Source organism: Phenylobacterium sp. (assembly GCF_046290725.1).
Lineage (GTDB): Bacteria > Pseudomonadota > Alphaproteobacteria > Caulobacterales > Caulobacteraceae > Phenylobacterium.
Window position 1 is genome coordinate 781,836 of the sequence record NZ_JBKBUH010000002.1, and the last position, 20,549, is coordinate 802,384.

The 20,549-nt window shown below is 68.8% G+C and carries 21 protein-coding genes; 14 read left to right on the forward strand and 7 right to left on the reverse strand.

Annotation, left to right across the window (positions count from 1 at the left end; translation table 11 throughout):
• The first annotated feature begins 71 nt into the window (after positions 1 to 71).
• Positions 72 to 815: a triose-phosphate isomerase gene (tpiA, locus tag ACK41C_RS15115; protein ID WP_409655916.1), complete on the forward strand. Its 744-nt coding sequence runs from the start codon at positions 72 to 74 to the stop codon at positions 813 to 815.
• Here the strand turns inward: tpiA and ACK41C_RS15120 are convergent.
• The gene (locus ACK41C_RS15120; protein WP_409655918.1) at positions 812 to 1,231 is read right to left on the reverse strand and encodes a VOC family protein; all 420 of its coding nucleotides are present in this window, start codon (positions 1,229 to 1,231) and stop codon (positions 812 to 814) included. The two genes, tpiA and ACK41C_RS15120, sit on opposite strands and share 4 nt — an antisense overlap.
• 42 nt (positions 1,232 to 1,273) lie before the next feature.
• Positions 1,274 to 1,789, reverse strand: coding sequence for a GNAT family N-acetyltransferase (locus tag ACK41C_RS15125; protein ID WP_409655920.1), 516 nt, complete (start codon positions 1,787 to 1,789; stop codon positions 1,274 to 1,276).
• A gap of 110 nt (positions 1,790 to 1,899) precedes the next feature.
• Between ACK41C_RS15125 and secG the strand changes: the two genes are divergently transcribed.
• From secG to eno, 5 genes are all read left to right on the forward strand, one after another.
• Positions 1,900 to 2,316 (forward strand): preprotein translocase subunit SecG, encoded by a 417-nt coding sequence (secG, locus tag ACK41C_RS15130; protein ID WP_409655922.1) that lies wholly within the window; start codon positions 1,900 to 1,902, stop codon positions 2,314 to 2,316.
• A gap of 131 nt (positions 2,317 to 2,447) precedes the next feature.
• Positions 2,448 to 4,088, forward strand: a complete 1,641-nt coding sequence (locus ACK41C_RS15135) for a CTP synthase (protein WP_409655924.1) — start codon at positions 2,448 to 2,450, stop codon at positions 4,086 to 4,088.
• Between the two features lie 29 nt (positions 4,089 to 4,117).
• Positions 4,118 to 4,468: an MmcQ/YjbR family DNA-binding protein gene (locus ACK41C_RS15140; RefSeq protein WP_409655926.1), complete on the forward strand. Its 351-nt coding sequence runs from the start codon at positions 4,118 to 4,120 to the stop codon at positions 4,466 to 4,468.
• 93 nt (positions 4,469 to 4,561) lie between these two features.
• Positions 4,562 to 4,744, forward strand: a complete 183-nt coding sequence (gene rpmF / locus ACK41C_RS15145) for a 50S ribosomal protein L32 (RefSeq protein ID WP_409655928.1) — start codon at positions 4,562 to 4,564, stop codon at positions 4,742 to 4,744.
• Between the two features lie 156 nt (positions 4,745 to 4,900).
• Positions 4,901 to 6,184 (forward strand): phosphopyruvate hydratase, encoded by a 1,284-nt coding sequence (eno, locus tag ACK41C_RS15150; RefSeq protein ID WP_409655930.1) that lies wholly within the window; start codon positions 4,901 to 4,903, stop codon positions 6,182 to 6,184.
• A gap of 4 nt (positions 6,185 to 6,188) precedes the next feature.
• Here eno and ACK41C_RS15155 read toward each other — a convergent pair whose 3' ends face one another.
• On the reverse strand, positions 6,189 to 7,352 hold the full coding sequence (locus ACK41C_RS15155) for an MFS transporter (RefSeq protein ID WP_409655932.1): 1,164 nt from the start codon (positions 7,350 to 7,352) through the stop codon (positions 6,189 to 6,191).
• A gap of 166 nt (positions 7,353 to 7,518) precedes the next feature.
• Here ACK41C_RS15155 and ACK41C_RS15160 point away from each other — a divergent pair, with 166 nt between their 5' ends.
• From ACK41C_RS15160 to lpdA, 5 genes are all read left to right on the forward strand, one after another.
• Positions 7,519 to 7,815, forward strand: coding sequence for an FtsB family cell division protein (locus ACK41C_RS15160; protein ID WP_409656684.1), 297 nt, complete (start codon positions 7,519 to 7,521; stop codon positions 7,813 to 7,815).
• Between the two features lie 76 nt (positions 7,816 to 7,891).
• Positions 7,892 to 8,932, forward strand: coding sequence for a pyruvate dehydrogenase (acetyl-transferring) E1 component subunit alpha (gene pdhA / locus ACK41C_RS15165; protein WP_409655934.1), 1,041 nt, complete (start codon positions 7,892 to 7,894; stop codon positions 8,930 to 8,932).
• Positions 8,929 to 10,323, forward strand: coding sequence for a pyruvate dehydrogenase complex E1 component subunit beta (locus tag ACK41C_RS15170; protein WP_409655936.1), 1,395 nt, complete (start codon positions 8,929 to 8,931; stop codon positions 10,321 to 10,323). Before pdhA ends, ACK41C_RS15170 begins: the two co-directional genes overlap by 4 nt.
• Before the next feature lie 58 nt (positions 10,324 to 10,381).
• Positions 10,382 to 11,683: a pyruvate dehydrogenase complex dihydrolipoamide acetyltransferase gene (locus tag ACK41C_RS15175; RefSeq protein ID WP_409655938.1), complete on the forward strand. Its 1,302-nt coding sequence runs from the start codon at positions 10,382 to 10,384 to the stop codon at positions 11,681 to 11,683.
• Positions 11,684 to 11,696: 13 nt separating this feature from the next.
• Positions 11,697 to 13,097, forward strand: a complete 1,401-nt coding sequence (gene lpdA / locus ACK41C_RS15180) for a dihydrolipoyl dehydrogenase (RefSeq protein WP_409655940.1) — start codon at positions 11,697 to 11,699, stop codon at positions 13,095 to 13,097.
• 8 nt (positions 13,098 to 13,105) lie between these two features.
• Here lpdA and ACK41C_RS15185 read toward each other — a convergent pair whose 3' ends face one another.
• The 3 genes from ACK41C_RS15185 to ACK41C_RS15195 all read right to left on the reverse strand — a co-directional run bounded on the left by ACK41C_RS15185 (position 13,106) and on the right by ACK41C_RS15195 (position 16,227).
• Positions 13,106 to 13,558 (reverse strand): hypothetical protein, encoded by a 453-nt coding sequence (locus ACK41C_RS15185; RefSeq protein ID WP_409655942.1) that lies wholly within the window; start codon positions 13,556 to 13,558, stop codon positions 13,106 to 13,108.
• A 6-nt stretch (positions 13,559 to 13,564) separates the two neighbouring features.
• Positions 13,565 to 15,118, reverse strand: a complete 1,554-nt coding sequence (locus ACK41C_RS15190) for an AMP-binding protein (protein WP_409655944.1) — start codon at positions 15,116 to 15,118, stop codon at positions 13,565 to 13,567.
• A gap of 164 nt (positions 15,119 to 15,282) precedes the next feature.
• Positions 15,283 to 16,227: a serine aminopeptidase domain-containing protein gene (locus ACK41C_RS15195; RefSeq protein WP_409655946.1), complete on the reverse strand. Its 945-nt coding sequence runs from the start codon at positions 16,225 to 16,227 to the stop codon at positions 15,283 to 15,285.
• Between the two features lie 77 nt (positions 16,228 to 16,304).
• Between ACK41C_RS15195 and lipA the strand changes: the two genes are divergently transcribed.
• Positions 16,305 to 17,267 (forward strand): lipoyl synthase, encoded by a 963-nt coding sequence (lipA, locus tag ACK41C_RS15200; protein ID WP_409655948.1) that lies wholly within the window; start codon positions 16,305 to 16,307, stop codon positions 17,265 to 17,267.
• Between the two features lie 5 nt (positions 17,268 to 17,272).
• Positions 17,273 to 17,731: a type II toxin-antitoxin system RatA family toxin gene (locus tag ACK41C_RS15205; RefSeq protein WP_409655950.1), complete on the forward strand. Its 459-nt coding sequence runs from the start codon at positions 17,273 to 17,275 to the stop codon at positions 17,729 to 17,731.
• A gap of 7 nt (positions 17,732 to 17,738) precedes the next feature.
• Here ACK41C_RS15205 and ACK41C_RS15210 read toward each other — a convergent pair whose 3' ends face one another.
• Complete coding sequence (locus tag ACK41C_RS15210; protein ID WP_409655952.1) at positions 17,739 to 18,230, reverse strand: CinA family protein; 492 nt, start codon at positions 18,228 to 18,230, stop codon at positions 17,739 to 17,741.
• Positions 18,231 to 18,313: 83 nt separating this feature from the next.
• On the opposite strand from ACK41C_RS15210, the gene ACK41C_RS15215 reads away from it, so the two are divergent.
• Positions 18,314 to 20,545: a spermidine synthase gene (locus tag ACK41C_RS15215; RefSeq protein WP_409655954.1), complete on the forward strand. Its 2,232-nt coding sequence runs from the start codon at positions 18,314 to 18,316 to the stop codon at positions 20,543 to 20,545.
• Positions 20,546 to 20,549: the final 4 nt, after the last annotated feature.

The window sequence follows — 20,549 nt, forward strand, 5'->3', positions numbered from 1 at the left end:
CCCTGCAAGCGCGTGACAGACGAAGCCGTATCGCGTAACCGCCGTCGACCGCAGCAACCGAAGAGGCCTCGATGAGCGCGCCCACGCCCCTGATCGCCGGAAACTGGAAGATGAACGGGCTTTCGGCGTCCTTGGACGAGGCCCGCACAATCGCCGAGGGCGCCAAGGGAGTGGCCGGCCGGGTGGCGATCTGCCCGCCGGCGATCCTCACCTACCAGATGAGCCAGCTCCTGAAGGGGGCGGGCGTGCTCGTCGGAGGCCAGGATGCGCACTGGGAGGACTTCGGCGCCTTCACCGGGGACATTTCGGCCCAGATGCTGGCCGACGCTGGGGCCAGCCTGGTGATCTTGGGCCACTCGGAGCGGCGCGCCGGCTACCACGAGACTGACGAGGTGGTGGCGAAAAAGACGCTGGCCGCCCTGCGCGCCGGGCTGGAGCCTATCGTCTGCGTCGGCGAAAGCCTGGAGGAGCGTAAGGCGGGGCGTGCTCTCGAAGTGGTGACGGGGCAGGTGAGGGGCTCCTTGCCTGCTGAACTCGCCGGCAAGCCCTTCGCGGTGGCCTATGAGCCGGTCTGGGCCATCGGCACAGGCCTGACCCCCAGCACCCCGGAGATCGAGGAGGTGCACCGCGCCGTCCGCACGACCCTGCTCGACCTGTTCGGCGACCACGGCGCGGCCGTCCCGATCCTCTATGGCGGTTCGGTGAAGCCTTCCAACGCCGAGGAGATCCTGCACGCGGCCGAGGTCGGCGGAGCCCTGGTCGGCGGGGCTTCCTTGAAGGCCGCCGACTTCCTCGGAATCGTGAAGGCGCTTTAAGCCGCCGGCGGCGGCCCCTTCAGCTCCACGGTGTTGCCCTCCGGATCGCGGATATAGAGCGACAGGCCGTCGCCGTCGGCCCCGTAGCGATCGCCGGCATCGTCGATTTCGACGCCTTGGGCGGCTAGGTGCGCGCGGATCGCCTGCTCATCGAACGGGCGCACGCGCAGGCAGAAGTGATCGAGATTGCGGCCCTCGGCGCCCGGGCCGGCCCCGCCGGCGCGGCCGAGCGGCCCGTCCAGGGTGACGAGGTCGATCAGCTCCGATCCGGCCCGCAGGTGCGTCAGGCCAAGCTCGGGCCGGTCCCAGTCCACCGACAGCCCCAGCACCCGAGTGTAGAAGTCGATCATCCTCGCCTTGTCGGCGATGCGCAGGACGATGTGGTCGAAGCCGGCGACGGTGATGGAGTGGGTCATGGGCGCCTCCTGAGCTTCAGATAGGCCGGTTCGCCGGATCGGCTAGAGCAGCAGTCCGAACAGACGGCAGTCGCGGCGTTCGCCGTCGCGCTCCACGTGGCCGCGCAGCCGGCCCTCCTCGACAAATCCCAGCTTGCCCAGCAGCGCGTCGGATCGGTGATTGCCCAGATGGGTGCGGGCGGCGAGCCGCTTGAACCCCGTCGAGGCGGCATAGGCCACCACCGCTCGCATCGCCTCCAGCGCATAGCCCTGGCCCCAGGCGTCGCGCCCCAGGATGAAGCCCACCTCGGCGCGCTTGTGCCACCGGTCGATCTCGGAGAGGTCGCAGGCGCCCAGGAACTCCGCCTCTTCGAGCGTCCAGATGGTCCAGTAGAGGGCGCGGCCGTCCGCCATCGCCGCCACCTGGGCCTCAACCGTAATCCGCACGGCGTCGGGATCGTCGGTTTCCGGCACGTCCCAATGGGCCATCACCTCCGGGTCGCTGAGGATCGGGAACAGGAGCTCGGCGTCGGAAACCTCCAGGGGCCTCAGGCTCAGGCGTTCGGTTTCGAGAATCATGGGCTTGCTCGCCGCTTGCGACGCCCTAGCTATGGCCTTGCGCGCCGCAGGGTGGTAGAGCGCGCGCTTCATTTCGCGCGACCTGTCGCTCGAACGCATCGGACCACGTCATGCTTCTCGGCTTGCTGCTCACCTTCCACGTCCTCGTCTGCATCGCGCTCATCGCCGTGGTGCTGCTCCAGCGCTCGGAAGGCGGCGCGCTCGGCATGGGCGGCGGGCCGACGGGCTTCATGACGGCTCGCGGCGCAAGCGACCTTCTGACCCGCACGACCTGGATCCTGGGCACGCTGTTCTTCGTGCTCAGCCTGGCGCTCACCCTGCTGGCGAGCCGCGGCTCCGAAGCCTCCTCGGTGGTCGATCGGATGAAGGTCGAATCGATCGATCTGAACAAACTGAACCAGCCTCCGACCCCGACTGCGCCGGCCGAGCCCGCGCCGGGAACGGACGCCGCGCCCCTGACCGCGCCTACCCCGCAGGTGCGCGATCCCTTCGCCGGCGCCGGCGAGACCCAGCCCTCCAACCCCTGAGTTCCCAAGTGTTCCGGTCGTATCTTGAGCCGCGCTCGCGGCTCGAACCGCTTTGGCGCGCCGACTTCTCCACAGGCTTCGGCGAATCGCCGCAGGGCGCCGCGCGCGAATCACGGCTAATCTGAACGCCCATGGCCCGGTACATCTTCATCACCGGCGGCGTGGTCTCCTCCCTGGGAAAAGGTCTCGCGTCCGCCGCCCTTGGCGCGCTCCTGCAGGCGCGCGGCTACAAGGTCCGCCTACGCAAGCTCGACCCCTATCTGAACGTCGATCCGGGGACGATGAGCCCCTATCAGCACGGCGAGGTCTTCGTGACCGACGACGGGGCCGAGACCGACCTGGACCTCGGGCACTACGAGCGGTTCACCGGCGTGAACGCCACCAAGGCCGACAACATCACCACCGGCCAGATCTACAAGACCATCATCGAGAAGGAGCGCCGCGGCGACTATCTGGGCGCGACCGTCCAGGTGATCCCGCACGTCACCGGGGAGATCAAGGATTTCGTCCTCTCCGATCCCGGCGAGGATGTGGACTTCGTGCTGGTCGAGGTGGGCGGCACGGTGGGCGACATCGAGGGCCTGCCGTTCTTCGAGGCGATCCGTCAGCTGGGCCAGGAGCTGCCCCGCGGCCACGCCTGCTACATCCACCTGACCCTGCTGCCGTTCATCAAGACCGCCGGGGAGATGAAGACCAAGCCGACCCAGCACTCGGTGAAGGAGCTGCGGTCCATCGGCATCCAGCCCGACATCCTGCTCTGCCGCTGTGAGCAGCCCATCCCGCCGGGCGAACGGCGCAAGATCGGCCTGTTCTGCAATGTGCGGGAGAGCGCGGTCATCCAGGCGATGGATTCACCCAACATCTATCACGTGCCGCTGGACTATCACGCCCAGGGCCTGGACCGGGAAGTGCTGGACGTCTTCGGCCTGCATGACGCGCCCGAGCCCGACCTGTCGCGCTGGCAGGGGATCTCCGACACCCTGACCCATCCCGACGGAGAGGTGACCATCGCCATCGTCGGAAAATATACCGGCCTGACCGACGCCTATAAGTCGCTGGTGGAGGCGCTGGTGCACGGCGGCTTGGCCAACAATGTCCGGGTGAAGCTCGACTGGATCGAGGGCGAGGCCTTCGAGCGGGAGGGCGGGGCGTTGATCTCCGAGCGCCTGACCGGCGTCCATGGCGTGCTGGTCCCCGGCGCCTTCGGCGAGCGGGGCTCCGAGGGCATGATCCGCGCCGTGCAGTTCGCCCGCGAGCACGAGATCCCTTATTTCGGCATCTGCTTCGGCATGCAGATGGCGATGATCGAGGCGGCCAGGAACCTGGCCGGCATCGAGGCGGCCTCGTCCACCGAGTTCGGGCCGACGCCGGAGCCCATCGTCGGCCTCATGACCGAATGGACCAAGGGCAATCAGCGGGAAGTGCGACGCGCGGGCGACGATCTGGGCGGCACCATGCGCCTGGGCGCCTACGACGCGGTGCTCGCCGCCGGCTCGAAGGTGGCGGAGATCTATGGCGGTCCGGCGATCAGCGAACGCCATCGCCACCGATACGAGGTCAACATCGCCTACCGCGAAGCCATTGAGAAGACCGGCCTGGCCTTCTCGGGCCTCTCGCCCGACGGCGTGCTGCCGGAGATCTGCGAACGCGCCGACCATCCGTGGTTCGTGGGCGTCCAGTTCCACCCGGAGCTGAAGAGTCGGCCCTTCGAGCCCCATCCGCTGTTCGCCAGCTTCATCGGCGCGGCCAAGGAGCGGAGCCGGCTGGTCTAAGGCCCGCGGCTAGGGCTAGGCTGGCGGCCATGCTGACGGCCGAAGACATCCGAAAGTTCGCGCTCGCGCTTCCCGAGGCGGAGGAGGCGCCCCACTTCGAATCGACGTCGTTCCGGGTGCGCAAGAAGATCTTCGCCACCCTGAAGCCGGCGGATTGGGACGGGAGCTTCCACGTGAAGCTCGATCCCGAGGATCAGCACAACCTCGCCGCCGGACATCCAGGGACCATCGTTCCCGGCGACGGCTACTGGGGTCGCAAAGGCTGGACCCGCGTACACGCAAGGTCTCTGAGCGAGGCCGACCTTGCCGGCCTGCTGCGGACAGCCTGGCTCACGGTCGCGCCCAAGACGCTGATAAAGCAGGTTTCAGCCGGCGCTTGAAACGAAGCGGCGTTTGATGCATACACCCGCGCTCACGTCGGCGGCCGCCCGTTCGGCCGCCGTCTCCGTTTTTCATGCCTGCGAGATCCTCCCATGGCCGTTCCTAAGCGAAAAGTATCCCCCTCGCGGCGCAACATGCGGCGCTCGCACCACGCGCTGGGCCCGAACGCCTATGTCGAAGACAAGGAAACCGGCGAGCTGAAGCGCCCGCACCACGTCGATCTGAAGACCGGCATGTACAAGGGCCGCCAGGTCCTGACGCCGAAGGAAGACTAAGAAGCGCCTCCTCGCTTCTTGCGAGTTCCGCGACGCCCCGCCCGATCCGGCGGGGCGTTTTGCGTTTCGGGCCAGGGAGCCGATGAGGGGTTGTTCCCGAAATCCGCCGCCGCTAAGCCTCCGCGCGCATACTTCGGCCGCCGCAGAGGACCTTCCATGACCGAGATCGTCGACATCACCGCCCGCGAGATCCTCGACAGCCGCGGCAATCCGACGGTCGAGGTGGACGTGGTGCTGGAAGACGGCTCCATGGGCCGCGCGGCGGTCCCCTCCGGCGCCTCCACCGGCGCGCACGAGGCGGTGGAGAAGCGCGACGGCGAGAAGGGGCGCTATCTGGGCAAGGGCGTCCGCCAGGCGGTCGACGCGGTCAATGGCGAGATCTTCGACGCGCTCTCAGGCTTCGACGCCGAGGACCAGCGCCGGATCGACAAGGTGCTGATCGAACTCGACGACACCCCCAACAAGAGCCGCCTGGGCGCCAACGCCATCCTCGGCGTCAGCCTGGCGGTGGCCAAGGCCGCGGCCGGCTCGGCGGGCCTGCCGCTCTACAAGTATGTGGGCGGGGTCGGCGCGCGCGTGCTGCCGGTGCCGATGATGAACATCATCAATGGCGGCGCCCATGCGGACAATCCGATCGACATCCAGGAGTTCATGATCCTGCCGACCGGCGCGGACACCTTCGCCGAAGGCCTGCGCATGGGTGCCGAGATCTTCCACGCCCTGAAGAAGGCCCTGCAGGCCGCCGGCCACAACACCAATGTCGGCGATGAGGGCGGCTTCGCCCCGAACATCGGCTCGGCCGAGGAGGCCCTGGGCTTCATCGTCAAGGCGGGCGAGGCGGCCGGCTACAAGGTGGGCGACCACTTCCACCTGGGCCTGGACGTCGCCTCCACCGAGTTCTTCAAGAACGGCAAGTACGTGCTGGAAGGGGAGGGCAAGACCCTCGATCCCGCCGGCATGGTCGACTACCTCGAAGGCCTGGTCGCCAAGTTTCCCATCGTCTCCATCGAGGACGGGGCGGCCGAGGACGACTTGGACGGCTGGAAGCTGTTGACCGATCGCCTGGGCGGCAAGGTGCAGCTGGTCGGCGACGACCTGTTCGTGACCAATCCGGCCCGCCTGTCCTCGCTCGGCGTGGAGAAGGGCCTGGCCAATTCGATCCTGGTGAAGGTCAACCAGATCGGCACCCTGTCGGAGACCCTGGACGCCGTCGACATGGCCCACCGCGCCGCCTACACGGCGGTGATGAGCCACCGCTCGGGCGAGACCGAGGACTCCACCATCGCCGACCTGGCCGTCGCCACCAACTGCGGCCAGATCAAGACCGGCTCGCTGTCACGCTCCGACCGGACGGCCAAGTACAACCAGCTCCTGCGGATCGAGGAAGAGCTGGGCGACCAGGCCATTTATCCCGGCGCCAAGGCCCTGAAGCGGCTCTGAGCCGCTACCGCTTGAGCCAGGCGCGGGCGAGAATCACCAGCGCCAGGATCGCCGCCGGAACCGCTACATAGAGGGCGAGGCCGGCGGCCAGGCCGGCCCGGTCGGCAACCCACCCGGCCAGCACCGGGAAGGCGACCCCCGCCAGACCGATGGTGGAGACCACCGCGCCCGTCGATCCGGCCTGGCCGGGCCTGAGCGTCAGGATCAGGCTCTGCAGGGCGGTGTAGAAGAGCGCGCCGGCGATCCCGAAGGCGAGGCCGGCGGCCACCACCAGGGCCGGATGCGGCGCGAACACCATGGCGGGCAGGGTCAGGCAAAGGCCGGCGGCGGCCGCGGCCAGCACCCGGCCGGGGCTGCGAGCGTGCAGCGCCCGCTCGGCGATCAGATAACCGGCGACGGCGCCGCCCACCGCGCCGAGCGCCAGGCCGGTGGCCATGGCCGGCGCGAAGCCGCGGCCGCGCTCCAGGAAGGCGATGGTGAAGCCGAGCAGGGGCTCGTCCAGCAGGTCGAAGAGGCCGGCGATCAGCGCCAGCACCCAGACCCGCCCGTCGGCGAGCACGGCCAGGACGCCGGCCAACGGGCTTGCGAACCGCTCCGGCGGCTGCGGCGCCGGCAGGCGCAGGGTCGAGAGCCAGAGACCATAGGCCAGCATCAGGGCGCCCCCGCCCAGGAAGACGCTGCGCCAGCCGGCCCCACTGGCGATGGCCAGCGCCAGGGTGAGGGGGGCCAGCAGGTCGCCGATGGCCGACCAGGCGTTCACCCGCGCCAGCACGCGGGGCAGGTCCTCGCCCGCCAGGTCCACCAGCGCGACTTCGCAGCCGTGGATGAAGGCGTCGCTGGCCGCGCCCCAGACGAAAGCCGCAGCCGCCAGCATCCAGAAGCTGTCGCCCAGGCCGAAGGCGATCATCGCCGCGCCGTAGGCGAGCGCTCCGAGGCTCGCCAGGACGCGCCGGCTGACATAGTCGGCTGCGACTTCGAACAGGAAACCCACCAGGCCGCCGCCGGCCAGGGCCGTCAGCAGGAAGCCCGCCTGCGCATAGGTCAGGCCAAGATCGGCGCGCAGGGGTTCCAGCGCGCCGGCGGGAAAGAAGGTGAACCACTCGTCGGCGAACCCGACGAGCATGAGCGCCGCCACGAGGGCGTAGGGGACACGCGCGATCGACGGCACGGCCCAAAGGGCCGCCCGCCGCAATCGGCCGGGCTCAGGCTTGGATCAATTGGGAGGGTGCTTGTGGTCCATGAGCCGCAGCATGGACTGGCCTCAGGTCTGGTTGCAACGCAAAATTAAGCACGTTGCGGCGATATCGAAGTGGTTCTGGAGCCCTCGATTCGACGTGTTCGCGCGCCTTCGCCCCTATCTGCCGACCGCGGCGCTCGCCTTCCTGATCTTCTATTTCGGGTTCCACGCCTTCACGGGCGAACGTGGGCTACTGTCCTCCGAGCAGCGCGACGCCACCTTGACGGCCAAGAGGGCTGAACTCGAAGATCTGCGCGCCCAGCGCCAGGACCTGGAGGCTCGCGCCACTCTGCTGCGCGATACGAGCCTTTCGGCCGACCTGCTGGAAGAAAGGGCTCGTTCCCTGCTAGGTTTCGCCCATCCAAAAGACTATGTGATCCGCGTGAAGCCCTAAGGCGGATTCGTCCGTTTGATGGGGATTCGGAACACGCGGCGCAGACCGCGGCGACCCATTCCTGCGGGAGAGACATATGGCGCGTGGCCAATCGGCGTCGACTGCGCGACGAAAAGCGAAGAACGAAGGCGAGCCGTCGCTGGGCGGCCTGACGAAGGACGACCTGCTCGGCTTCTACCGGGACATGCTGCTGATCCGCCGCTTCGAGGAGCGGGCGGGCCAGCTCTACGGCATGGGGCTGATCGGCGGCTTCTGCCACCTCTATATCGGTCAGGAAGCGATCGCGGTCGGCGTCCAGTCGATCAAGGAGCCGGGCGATCAGGTCATCACCGGCTATCGCGACCACGGCCACATGCTGGCCTGCGGCATGGACCCCAACGAGGTGATGGCCGAACTGACCGGCCGCGCCACCGGCTCTTCCAAGGGCAAGGGCGGGTCGATGCACATGTTCTCGACCGAAGCCGACTTCTACGGCGGCCACGGCATCGTCGGCGCCCAGGTCTCGCTCGGCACCGGCCTGGCGCTGGCCAACCGCTACAGGCGGAACGGCAAGGTCAGCTTCACCTATTTCGGCGACGGCGCGGCCAATCAGGGCCAGGTCTATGAGAGCTTCAACATGGCGAGGCTCTGGGACCTGCCGGTCGTCTACATCATCGAGAACAACCAATACGCCATGGGCACCTCGATCGAGCGGTCCTCGTCTGAGACCCTGCTTCACCGCCGCGGCGCCTCGTTCCGCATTCCCGGCGAAGAGGTGGACGGCATGGACGTGCTGGCGGTCCGCGCGGCGGCCAAGAAGGCGGCCGACCACGCCCGTTCCGGCGAAGGTCCCTACATCCTCGAGATGAAGACCTACCGCTATCGCGGCCACTCCATGAGCGATCCGGCCAAGTACCGGACGCGTGAGGAGGTGGACGAGGTCCGCAAGACCCGCGACCCCATCGAACACCTGCGCGAGCTGCTCGAAAAGCAGGGCTGGGCCGACGAAGACAGGCTGAAGGCGCTCGACGCCGAGGTGAAGAAGATCGTCGCCGAGGCGGCGGAATTCGCCCGCACCAGCCCCGAACCGGAGCCGTCCGAGCTTTATACCGACGTCTATCAGGAGGCCGCTCAGTGACCGACATCCTGATGCCGGCCCTGTCTCCGACGATGGAGGAGGGCACGCTCGCCAAGTGGCACGTGAAGAAGGGGGACAAGGTCTCCTCGGGCGACGTGATCGCCGAGATCGAAACCGACAAGGCCACCATGGAGGTGGAGGCCGTCGACGAGGGCGTGGTCGAAGAGATCATCGTCCCGGAAGGGACCGAGGGGGTGAAGGTCAATTCCCCGATCGCCCGCCTGGCCGGCGAGGGCGGCGCCAAGCCTGCGCCGGAAGCCGAGGACCGCGAGGGGCAGGGCGAAGCCTCCGCCGGGGATCCGGAGAAGCAGCCGCCGGAAACGGCGACCCCCGAGCCCGAAGGCGAGGGGCCTGCGCCGGTGACGCCGAAGGCGGAGCTGCGCGATCCGGAGCTTCCGGCCGACGCCAAGCTCGTCAAGCTCACCGTCCGCGACGCCCTGCGTGACGCCATGGCCGAGGAGATGCGTCGCGACGAGACCGTCTTCCTGATGGGGGAGGAGGTCGCCCAGTACCAGGGCGCCTACAAGGTCAGCCGCGATCTCCTGCAGGAGTTCGGCGACCGGCGGGTGATCGACACCCCAATCACCGAGCATGGGTTCGCGGGGCTGGGCGTCGGCGCCTCCATGGCGGGCCTGCGGCCCATCGTGGAGTTCATGACCTGGAACTTCGCCATGCAGGCGATCGACCAGATCATCAATTCGGCGGCCAAGACGCTCTACATGTCCGGCGGCCAGATCCGCTGCCCGGTGGTGTTCCGCGGCCCCAACGGCGCGGCCGCCCGCGTGGCCGCCCAGCACAGCCAGGACTATTCGGCCTGGTACGCCCATGTGCCGGGCCTGAAGGTGATCGCGCCCTATGATGCGGCCGACGCCAAGGGCCTCCTGAAGGCCGCGATCCGCGACCCGAACCCTGTCGTCTTCCTGGAGCACGAGATGCTCTACGGCGTGGAGTTCGATGTGCCGGCCGATGTCGACTGGGTGCTGCCCATCGGCAAGGCCAGGATTCGGCGCGAAGGCTCCGGCGTCACCATCACCGCCCATTCCCGCATGGTCGGTCTGGCGTTGAAGGCCGCCGAGGAACTGGCGGCGCAAGGGATCGAGGCCGAGGTGATCGACCTGCGCACCCTGCGTCCCCTGGACCACGAGACGGTCGTTGCGAGCGTGAAGAAGACCAACCGCCTGGTCACGGTGGAGGAAGGCTGGGGCCCCATGGGCATCGGCGCCGAGATCGTCGCCCGGGTGCTGGAGCACGCCTTCGACTATCTCGACGCGCCCCCCGTGCGCGTGCACCAGAAGGACGTGCCGCTGCCCTATGCGGCCAATCTCGAAGCGCTGGCCCTGCCGTCCGTGGACGACATCGTGAAGGCCGCCAAGGCCGTGTCCTACAAATGATCGCCGGCCGGACGCGGCGCTGTCCGCATCCGGCCGTCGCCAAGGATCGAGAACCGAAATGCCTATCGATGTCCTGATGCCGGCCCTGTCTCCGACGATGGAGGAGGGCACGCTCGCCAAGTGGCACGTGAAGAAGGGGGACAAGGTCTCCTCGGGCGACGTGATCGCCGAGATCGAAACCGACAAGGCCACCATGGAGGTGGAGGCCGTCGACGAGGGCGTGGTCGAAGAGATCATCGTCCCGGAAGGGACCGAGGGGGTGAAGGTCAATTCCCCGATCGCCCGCCTGGCCGGCGAGGGCGAAGCGCCGGCGCCGGCCGCCAAGGCTCCCGAAGCTCCGAAGGCCGCCGCGCCCGAGCCCAAGGGCGAGCCTGAGCCTAAACGGGAATCCCGCCCCTCCACCGCGGTGGAAGACGCCCCCCGAAGCCAAGCGGCGCGCGACGGAGGCGGCGAGCGCGTCTTCGCCTCGCCGCTCGCCCGCCGCATCGCCGAGCAGAAGGGGCTCGACCTCTCCAAGGTCCAGGGCTCTGGTCCCCACGGCCGGATCATCAAGCGCGACGTCGAGGGCGCGGAAACCCAGGCCAAGTCCCCGACGGCCGCGCCCGCCGGAGCGCCGGCCGCCCCGGCGCCGCGCCAGGTCCAGTCCCTGGAGCAGATGGGCATCGCGCCCGGAAGCTACGACCTCGTGCCGCTGGACGGCATGCGCAAGACGGTGGCGCGGCGGATGACCGACTCCTTCCGCGACGTGCCGCACTTCCCGCTGACCATCGACCTGGAGATCGACGGCCTGCTGGCGGCCCGGACCAAGATCAACGCCATGCTGGAGAAGCAGGGGATCAAGGTCAGCGTCAACGACCTGGTGATCAAGGCCGCCGCGGTGGCGCTGAAGCAGGTGCCGGAGGCCAACGCCTCCTACTCGCCTGAAGGCCTCGCCATGCACCACCATGCCGACATCGCCATGGCGGTCGCGGTCGAGGGGGGGCTGATCACGCCGATCATCCGCAAGGCCGAGACCAAGGGCCTGGCCCAGATCGCCACCGAGGCCAAGGACCTGGCCGAGCGGGCGCGCAACCGCAAACTCAAGCCCGAGGAGTTCCAGGGCGGCACCTTCTCGGTCTCCAACCTCGGCATGTTCGGCATCAAGTCCTTCGCCTCGATCCTGAACGAGCCGCAGGGCTGCATCCTGTCGGTGGGGGCGGGCGAGAAGCGGCCGGTGGTGCGCGGCGACCAGCTGGCCATCGCCACCGTCATGACCGTCACGCTCACCTGCGACCACCGGGTGGTGGACGGGGCGGTCGGCGCCCGCTGGCTCGCCGCCTTCAAAGCGCTGATCGAAGACCCCATCGCGATGATCGTCTGAGGGAGCCGGGCAGATGGATTTCGACGTCATCGTCATCGGCGCCGGCCCCGGCGGCTATGTCACCGCCATCCGCGCCAGCCAGCTCGGCTTCAAGACGGCCATCGTGGAACGCGAACTCCTGGGCGGGGTCTGCCTGAACTGGGGCTGCATCCCCACCAAGGCGCTGCTGAAGTCCGGCGAGGTCTATGAGACCCTCGGCCACCTCGCCGACTACGGCTTGAAGGTCGAGAAGCCGAGCTTCGACTTCGCAGCCGTGGTCCAGCGTTCGCGGAAGGTGTCGGCCCAGCTCAATTCCGGCGTCGGCTTCCTGATGAAGAAGCACAAGATCGAGGTGATCGAGGGCCAGGCGAAGCTGGAGAAGGGGCAGGGCGCGCCGAAGGTGGTGGTGGCCCTGAAGGCCGGCGGCTCGCGCACGGTCCAGGCCAAGCATGTGATCCTGGCCACCGGCGCCCGCGCACGGACGATCCCCGCCATCGGGCTGGAGCCGGACGGCGAGCGGGTCTGGACCTATCGCGAGGCCATGGTCCCGAAAGCGGCGCCCAAGAGCCTGATCGTGATCGGCTCGGGCGCCATCGGCATTGAGTTCGCCAGTTTCTACCGCGCCCTCGGCTCCGAGGTGACGGTGGTCGAGGCCCTGCCGCGCATCCTGCCGGTCGAGGACGAGGAGGTCTCCAAGGCCGCCCACAAGGCCTTCGAGAAACGCGGTCTGCAGTTCCGCGTCGGCGCCAGCGTCAAGAAGCTCACCAAGTCGAAGTCCGGCGTCTCGATCGAGCTGGAGGCCGGGGGCAAGGCCGAAACCCTGCAGGCGGATGTCGCCATCGTCGCCGTCGGCATCGTGGGCAATGTCGAGGACCTGGGCCTGGAAGCGCTCGGCGTGAAGGTCGAGAAGACCCATGTGGTCACCGACGCCCACGGCGGGACGGGCGTGCCCGGCCTCTACGCCATCGGCGACATCGCAGGTCCGCCCTGGCTGGCGCACAAGGCCAGCCATGAAGGGGTGCACTGTATCGAGCACATTGCGGGCTTGAAGCCCTCGAACCTTTCCTCGCCGATCCCGGGCTGCACCTATTCCAACCCCCAGATCGCATCGGTGGGGCTGACCGAAGCCCAGGCCAAGGAACAGAAGATCGAGGTCAAGGTCGGCCGCTTCCCGTTCCGGGTGAACGGCAAGGCCATCGCCTCGGGCGAGACCGAAGGCTTCGTGAAGACCGTCTTCGACGCCAGGACCGGCGCTCTGATCGGCGCCCACATGATCGGCGCCGAGGTCACCGAAATGATTCAGGGCTTCACCCTGGCCATCACCCTGGAAGCCACCGAGGCCGAGCTCCACGCCACGGTCTTCCCGCACCCGACCATGAGCGAGGCCATGCACGAAGCCGCGCTCGACGCCTACGGCCAAGTGCTGCACATCTAGTTTCGGGCCTAGCGCGCCGCCTCGGCGTGTTCACTTCGCGTCAGGCGGGCGCAGACCATCGCGCCCGCGGCGGCGGCGGCGGCGGCCACCCAGACGAGGCCGCGATCATGGGGGCTGCGCGCCTGCAGGAGGGTGACCGCCGCCATATAACCCATGGCTCCGAAGGCGCCGCAGATGAAGGCGCAGAAGGCCTGGTAGATTTCCCACCGCGGGCTCGCCGTCCCGACCAAGGCGGCGAGCAGGCCGGTGAGCGCGGCCGGCGCTCCGAAGGCCAGATAGCTCAGGATCAGCACCGAGGGGACGAGCGTGGCGGGCGCCACGACCAGCAACGTCGTCGCCCGCGGCCCGGCATCCCCCAGCGCCAGGACCGCGTCGCCGACCACCGCCATCGCCAGGAAGGCCGGGCCCATCATCAACGGGCCGTAGACGGCGAATTTCAGGGCGAGCGTCAGCCGCGTCACGGCCGATCAGGCCGCGCGCCGACCGTCGGCCTCGGCCATCCGCATGATCGCCACATAGTCGGTCTTTCCGGTGCCCAGCACCGGCACCTCGGGCACCCGGATGATCTTGCGCGGCACGGCGAGCTCCGGCGCGCCGATGGTCTGGGCGTGGGCCACCAGCGGGCCGGGATCGGCGTCGCGCCGGTCGGTGACCAGCACCAGCCGCTCGCCCTTCTTCGGGTCGGGCATGGCGATCACCGCATGGCGGCTGTCGGGCCAGACGGCGGTGGCGATGTCCTCGGCGGCGGTCAGGGACACCATCTCTCCGCCCACCTTGGCGAAGCGCTTCACCCGGCCGAGTATCTTGATCCAGTTGTCCTCGGAGAGGTCGACCACGTCGCCGGTGTCGTGCCAGCCGTCGACCGGCGGCTCCAGGCCGTTGGCGGTCAGGTAGCCGGTCATCACGTTGGGGCCGCGAACATGCAGCTTGCCGCCGCCAGGGATGCCTTCCACCGGCTCCAGGCGCGTCTCGATCCCGGGCAGCAGGCCGCCGACGGTCCCGCGGCGGTTGTCGGTCGGCTTGTTCACCGCGATCACCGGCGAGGCCTCGGTGGCGCCGTAGCCTTCCAGCACCGGCACGTCGCCGAACCTGTCTCGGATCAGGTTATGGGTCTCTTCGCGCACCTTCTCCGCGCCGCAGACGATGAACTTCAGCCCGCCCAGCTCGTCGCGCTCGGAGACGCGGGCGTACTGGTTCACGAAGGTGTCGGTGGCCAGGAGGATCGAGGCCTTGGAATCCTTGATCAGCGGCGGGATCTGTTTGGTGTGCAGGGGCGAGGGGTATTCGAACGCCTTCATGCCGGTCAGGATCGGCAGCAGCACCCCGCCGGTCAGGCCGAAGCAGTGGAAGGTCGGCAGGGGATTGAACATCACCCAGTCGGGGTCGAGCGGGATGTGGGCGGCGATCTGGTCCACATTGGCGATCAGGTTTGCCTGGGACAGGATCACCCCTCGCGGCGCGCCGAAGCTGCCGGAGGTGAAGAGGATCACGCCGGGATCGTCGGGCTTCGTCTCCGCGCGGAAGCGCTTGGGGAAGGCGCCGGCCGCGGCGGCGAACAGCTTGTCGGCTAGGCCGACCTTCTCCCGCACGTCCTCAAGATAGGTGACGCTGGCGACCGTCTCGATCGCATCGACGATATCGTGCAGCTTGCCTTGCTCGATGAACCGGTGGGCCGTCAGCACCTGCTTCACCCCGGCGACGTCGCAGGCCGCCTTCAGGTTCCGAATGCCGGCGGTGAAGTTCAGCATGGTGGGCGTGCGGCCGAAGGCGTGGAGGGCGAAAAAGGTCACCACCGCCCCGGCGCTGGCCGGGAGCAAGACGCCCACGCGTTCGCCGGGCTGGGTGAAGGCGGCGATCTTGCGCCCCAGGGCGAAGGATGCGCGGATCAGGTCGGTATAGGTCAGCGGATTGCGCTCCTGGTCCTCCAGGATCGGCTTCTTGGCGCCGTACTTGGCGCTGGCCTCGACGAGGGCGTCGAACAAGGACCGCCGGCTCGCGGCCGGATCGTATGAACGCGACAAGGGCGAAAACCTCCCCGAATGTTTCGCCGTTTCTTTGGACTGCACAGCCTATCTCCCGACCCGGCGCTTGAAAAGACTTGTTACATTGCGTGACGGGAAGACGCTCTTCGTTTATGAGATATGTGATGTAAGATATTGATTTAAAAATAACTTCATTTCGCTATTCAGTCGCTAGGCGCGCCGCCGCGAGCTACCGAGGCCGCCAGGGCGACGGATCGGATTTCCGCCAGCAGGAGGTTGCGCCGGCGGTCGGTTTCCAGGTGCAGGGCCGCGCCGGCCTCCGGGATCGTGCGGGTCCCGCAGTCCGGCAGGCGCGCGCAGAGCGCGGCGGACGCCGCGTCGGGATTGAGCATCAGCAGCGGTGTCCGCAGGTTCCCGGCTTCGGCCTCGACGTTGCGGCTGGCGGCGCGATGGGCTTCGCGCCAGGCGAGATCCGGCTCCGTCGCGCGCAGGTCGGGATTGGCCGTCTGCCAGGCCATCCGCACCGCGCCGCGCCAGGGATCGGAGGTGAGGCCCAACGCCCGGTCGTCGGGCAGGTCGCGCGACCAGGCCTTGCGCGGCGTCGGCAGGCGCGCGAGCCACCCGGCCGCAGGCGTCGGCTCCCGTTCGGCGAGATCCGGGGAGACGAGGATCGCGGCGTCGGCCTTCAGACCCGCCTGCAGCGCCCGCAGGGCTGGAACCGCGCCGTCGGCATGGGCGAGGATCACCAGCGGCGTCTCCGGCGGCGGCCGGATCACACGACCGGCGAGCGCCCGCAGATTGGCGGCGTCCGGCGCGAAGCCCGCGGTCGAGCGGTCCAGCGCCCAGACGGTGAAGCCCTGATCGATCAGGTCGGCGGCGGTCTCGAACCACACCTCAGCCGGCTCGCCATGGCTGGGAACGACGACCACGGCCGCACGGGGAACCCTGGGCGGGGCGGCCACGCCGTAGCGCTGGGCCGGCGCCGAGCCGGTGCGCACCAGGCCCCAGGCCCAGCCCTCCGGCGGGTGGAACCGCTCGCTCAAGGCGGGCGGCACGCGGGTCTCGGCCGCAGGGTCGGCCTCTTCGCCGCCGCCGCCGCAGGCCGAGAGCAGAAGCAGCAGGACGGCGGGCGGGAGCGCACGGGCCATGGGCGTGTTTGACCACGCAGCGAAGCTGCGCTCAATCGCGGCTTGATCGGGAGCCCGCAAGAGCCGATTTAGGGGCCATGGCGACCGTGATCGACACCGTCGGCGGCCTTCGGCCCCGGCACCCGGAAAAGCAGGCCAATCCCGAGACCCCGGTGCTGCGCAAACCCGAGTGGCTGCGCGTGCGCGCGCCGGGCTCCACGGGCTACAACGCCACCCGCGCGGTGGTGAAGCAGCACGGCCTGACCACCGTCTGCGAAGAGGCCGCCTGCCCGAACATCGGCGAGTGCTGGAGCCAGAACCACGCCACCATGATGATCATGGGCGAGATCTGCACCCGGGCCTGCGCCTTCTGCAACGTCGCCACCGGCAAGCCCAACCTGCTGGACCCCACCGAGCCCGCCCGCGTCGCCGACGCCGTGGCCAAGATGGGGCTCGCCCACGTGGTCATCACCTCGGTGGACCGGGACGACCTGGCCGACGGCGGGGCGGCCCACTTCGCCGCCGTCGTGCGGGCCATCCGCGCCGCCGCGCCGGCGACCACCGTGGAGATCCTCACGCCCGACTTCCTGCGCAAGCCGGTCAGCGCCGCGGAGCTGGTGATCGAGGCCAAGCCCGACGTCTTCAACCACAATCTGGAGACCGTGCCGCGGCTCTATCTCTCGATCCGACCGGGCGCCCGCTACTATCACTCCCTGCGCCTCTTGGAGCGGGTGAAGGAGCGCGACCCCGACCAGTTCACCAAGTCCGGCCTGATGGTCGGCCTGGGCGAGTCGAAGGAGGAGGTGATGCAGGTCATGGACGACATGCGTTCGGCCGGCGTCGACTTCCTGACCATCGGCCAGTACCTGCAGCCGACCCGCAGGCACGCGCCCATCGACCGCTTCGTCACCCCCGACGAGTTCAAGGCCTATGAGGAGATCGCCCGCGCCAAGGGCTTCCTGATGGTCTCGGCCAGCCCGCTCACCCGCTCCTCGCACCATGCCGGCGAGGACTTCGCGCGGCTGAAGGCGGCGAGGCTCGCCAAGGACGCCGCGGCCTGACGGCCTTGCGTCATCGTCTCGAAAAGATACTGCCCTACCGGCCTGACCAGCTCTTCACCCTGGTCGGCGACGTGGAGACCTATCCGCAGTTCGTGCCCTGGATCCAGGCGCTGCGCACCTGGAACGCGCGCAGCGAAGGGGAGGGGGTGAGCTTGGTCGACGCCGAGGCGACCGTCGGCTTCTCCGTATTGAAGGAACGCTTCGCCACCCGCGTCCGGCGCGACGCCGAAGCCCGGCAGATCGACGTCAGCCTGCTGTCGGGGCCGTTCCGCCGTCTGACCAACCGCTGGCGGTTCGTGGAGGTCCCGGCCGGGACGCGGATCGAGTTCGAGATCGATTTCGAGTTCAAGTCGCGCCTGCTGGCGGGTCTGCTCTCGGCCAACTTCCACCATGCGGTGGAGAAGCTGATCGCCTGCTTCGAGGCGCGCGCCAGACTGCTCTACGGCCCCCTCGACGCACCCTGAACGCGCTCTAGGAAATCCGGTCGCGCAGGGCCTGCAGCGCCGCCTGGGTGGCCATTTCCTGGATCTCCGCGCGGGTTTCGCAGGCGAAGAACTCGGCGCGGTGCATCAGGCCGTGATTGGTCCGCGCGGTGGCGATGTGGACGGTGCCCACCGGCTTCATCGGCGTGCCGCCACCCGGCCCGGCCACCCCGGTGATCGCCACCGCGACGTGGGCGTTGGAGGCTTCCAGCGCGCCTTCCGCCATCATCCGGGCCACGGGCTCGGACACCGCGCCCAGATCGGCGATCAGGTCCCCCGGCACCCCCAGCAGTTCCTGCTTGGCGCGATTGGAATAGGTGACGAAGCCCCGCTCGAACACGTCCGAGGCCCCGGCGATGGAGCAGATGGCGGCCGCGACCAGCCCGCCTGTGCAGCTCTCGGCGGTGACGATACGCAAGGAGCGCTCCCGCGCCTCGTCGATCAGGAGCCGCGCCAGGGTCTCGATCTCCAGGGAAAACATGGCGGCGACTCCGGTAATGACTAGGCAAGACGAAAGCCAGACCACAACATCGGGAGCCCCTTAGAACAAGCCGAATCGAGCGCATGATATCCCTCGAAGGGGCCGGCAGGCCCGTCCGGGCCGCATCTTCCGCCCTGTTCGCCCTCACCGTGTTCACCAGCGCCGGCCTGGTCTTCCTGGTCCAGCCGATGGTGGCCAAGCTCGTCCTGCCCCTGCTGGGCGGCAGCCCCTCGGTGTGGAACACCTCCATCGCCTTCTTCCAGAGCGCGTTGCTGGCCGGCTACCTCTACGCCCACCTCCTGCAGAGGATCGCCTCGGTGCGGATCCAGGCGGGGGTGCATCTGACCGCCCTGCTGGCGGCGGCCCTGGTCCTGCCGCTGCATATCACCGGCGCCCTGGGCGATCCGGACCCCGCCCGACCGGCCTTGTGGCTGCTGGGTGTGCTGGCGCTCTCCATCGGCGCGCCCTTCGCCGTGCTCTCGGCCACGGCGCCGCTGGTCCAGGCCTGGCACGCACGCACGATCCACCTGCAGACGGGGGCCCAGCCCTATGTGCTCTATGCGGCCAGCAACCTAGGCAGCCTTCTGGCCCTGCTGGCCTATCCCGCTCTGGTGGAGCCGCTGATCGCCCTGAGAGGACAGACCTTCGGCTGGAGCGCCGGCTATGGCGCCTTCGTTCTGCTGATGGCGGCCCTGGCCGTTTTCGTTTCCTCCACGAGCGCCGGGGCGGCGACCCAGCCTCCCGCGGAAAGCGCGGCGCCCACTTGGCTGCGGCGCCTGACCTGGGTGGCGCTGGCCGCCCTGCCGTCCAGCCTGATGCTGGGGGTCACCACCCACCTGACCATGGACGTGGCCTCGGCGCCCTTCCTGTGGGTGATCCCGCTGGCGCTCTATCTCACCACCTTCATCATGGCCTTCGCCGACAGGCCGGTCTTCGCCGGCAAGACCATGCTGATGTTCCAGGCCGCGGCCGCGGCGGCTTCGGCCCTGCTGATTCCCCTGGAAAATCAGAACTTCGTCCTGCAGTTCTTCATCCATCTGGCCGCCTTCTTCCTGACCACCCTGATGTGCCACCACGCCCTGGTGGCCCGGCGGCCGGAGCCCGCGCGGCTGACGGAGTTCTATCTCTGCATGTCGCTGGGCGGGGTGCTGGGCGGCGCCTTCAACGCCTTCGTCGCCCCTGTAATCTTCACCAATGTCTGGGAGTTCCCGCTGGCCCTGGTGCTGGCCTGCCTGGCGCGGCCGGGACATGGCCCGATAAGGATCTGGCAATGGGCGGTGTTCGTGCTGGGCGTGGCGGGTTGCGTGGCGGCCGTCGTCCTGGCCGGGCGCTTCGGCGTCGACACCAATGTCCGGATCGCTCTCGGCGTGGCGGTGGTGTCGCTGTTCCTGGTCCGGGACCGGGTCATCGTCTTCGTCGGGCTGATGGCGCTCCTGTCGGTCTGCGCCAATCTGGCCGGCGATCGGGTGGACGTGCGTAACAGCTGGCGCAGCTTCTTCGGCGTGGTGCGCCAGTCGGAGATGCCGGTGCCGGGCCTGGGCGGCCAGGTGAAGATGCTGTCCCACGGCACCACCCTGCACGGCGCCCAGGCGACGGCCCCGGAGTTCGCCTGCCGGCCCTTGACCTACTACGCGCCGGACACGCCGATCGGCCAGGTGTTCCTGGCCAAGCTGGAGGAGGGGCGTCCGCTCGAGATTGGGGCCGTAGGCCTCGGCACCGGCGCGGTGGCCGCCTACACCCGGCCCGGCGACCACATGACCTTCTTCGAGATCGACCCGCTGGTGGTGCGGATCGCCACCGACCCACAGCACTTCAGCTACACCACCCGGTGCGCCCAAGGGCGGATCGACTATGTGCTGGGCGATGCGCGCCTGACGCTCTCGAAGCAGCCGGCCGAGGCCTTCGACATCCTGCTGATCGACGCCTTCTCGTCCGACGCCGTGCCGGCGCACCTGCTGACGGTAGAGGCCGTGCGCGGCTACCTGGAGCGGCTGAAGCCGGACGGGGTGCTGATCCTCCACCTTTCCAACCGCAACCTCGACCTGGTGAGCCCCGCCATGGCGGTGGCCTACGAAGCGGGCGGCGAAGCCCTGTTGCAGCGCTACCGCCCACCCAGCGACCGGCCGGCCCTCCGTGAGTCGGCGGAAGACGCCCTGATCATCGCCAGATCCTACGAGGCCCTGGCCCGCTTCGCCGCCGATCCCCGGTGGGACGAGACCGAACCGACCCTGGCCCGCCCCTGGCGCGACGATTACGTGAATCTCGTGGGAGCGCTCTACACCCAGATGAAGGACCGCTGGACCTGGCTGCCGTGAGGCA

Excerpts from the sequence above, each read along its gene's own strand:
- lpdA (WP_409655940.1), top strand. The coding sequence starts at position 11,697 with ATGGATTTCGACGTCATCGTCATCGGCGCCGGCCCCGGCGGCTATGTC.
- ACK41C_RS15215 (WP_409655954.1), top strand. The coding sequence starts at position 18,314 with ATGATATCCCTCGAAGGGGCCGGCAGGCCCGTCCGGGCCGCATCTTCC.
- eno (WP_409655930.1), top strand. The coding sequence starts at position 4,901 with ATGACCGAGATCGTCGACATCACCGCCCGCGAGATCCTCGACAGCCGC.
- ACK41C_RS15135 (WP_409655924.1), top strand. The coding sequence starts at position 2,448 with ATGGCCCGGTACATCTTCATCACCGGCGGCGTGGTCTCCTCCCTGGGA.
- tpiA (WP_409655916.1), top strand. The coding sequence starts at position 72 with ATGAGCGCGCCCACGCCCCTGATCGCCGGAAACTGGAAGATGAACGGG.
- ACK41C_RS15195 (WP_409655946.1), bottom strand. The coding sequence starts at position 16,227 with ATGGCCCGTGCGCTCCCGCCCGCCGTCCTGCTGCTTCTGCTCTCGGCC.
- ACK41C_RS15125 (WP_409655920.1), bottom strand. The coding sequence starts at position 1,789 with ATGATTCTCGAAACCGAACGCCTGAGCCTGAGGCCCCTGGAGGTTTCC.
- secG (WP_409655922.1), top strand. The coding sequence starts at position 1,900 with ATGCTTCTCGGCTTGCTGCTCACCTTCCACGTCCTCGTCTGCATCGCG.
- ACK41C_RS15210 (WP_409655952.1), bottom strand. The coding sequence starts at position 18,230 with ATGTTTTCCCTGGAGATCGAGACCCTGGCGCGGCTCCTGATCGACGAG.
- ACK41C_RS15140 (WP_409655926.1), top strand. The coding sequence starts at position 4,118 with ATGCTGACGGCCGAAGACATCCGAAAGTTCGCGCTCGCGCTTCCCGAG.
- rpmF (WP_409655928.1), top strand. The coding sequence starts at position 4,562 with ATGGCCGTTCCTAAGCGAAAAGTATCCCCCTCGCGGCGCAACATGCGG.
- ACK41C_RS15120 (WP_409655918.1), bottom strand. The coding sequence starts at position 1,231 with ATGACCCACTCCATCACCGTCGCCGGCTTCGACCACATCGTCCTGCGC.
- pdhA (WP_409655934.1), top strand. The coding sequence starts at position 7,892 with ATGGCGCGTGGCCAATCGGCGTCGACTGCGCGACGAAAAGCGAAGAAC.
- ACK41C_RS15175 (WP_409655938.1), top strand. The coding sequence starts at position 10,382 with ATGCCTATCGATGTCCTGATGCCGGCCCTGTCTCCGACGATGGAGGAG.
- lipA (WP_409655948.1), top strand. The coding sequence starts at position 16,305 with ATGGCGACCGTGATCGACACCGTCGGCGGCCTTCGGCCCCGGCACCCG.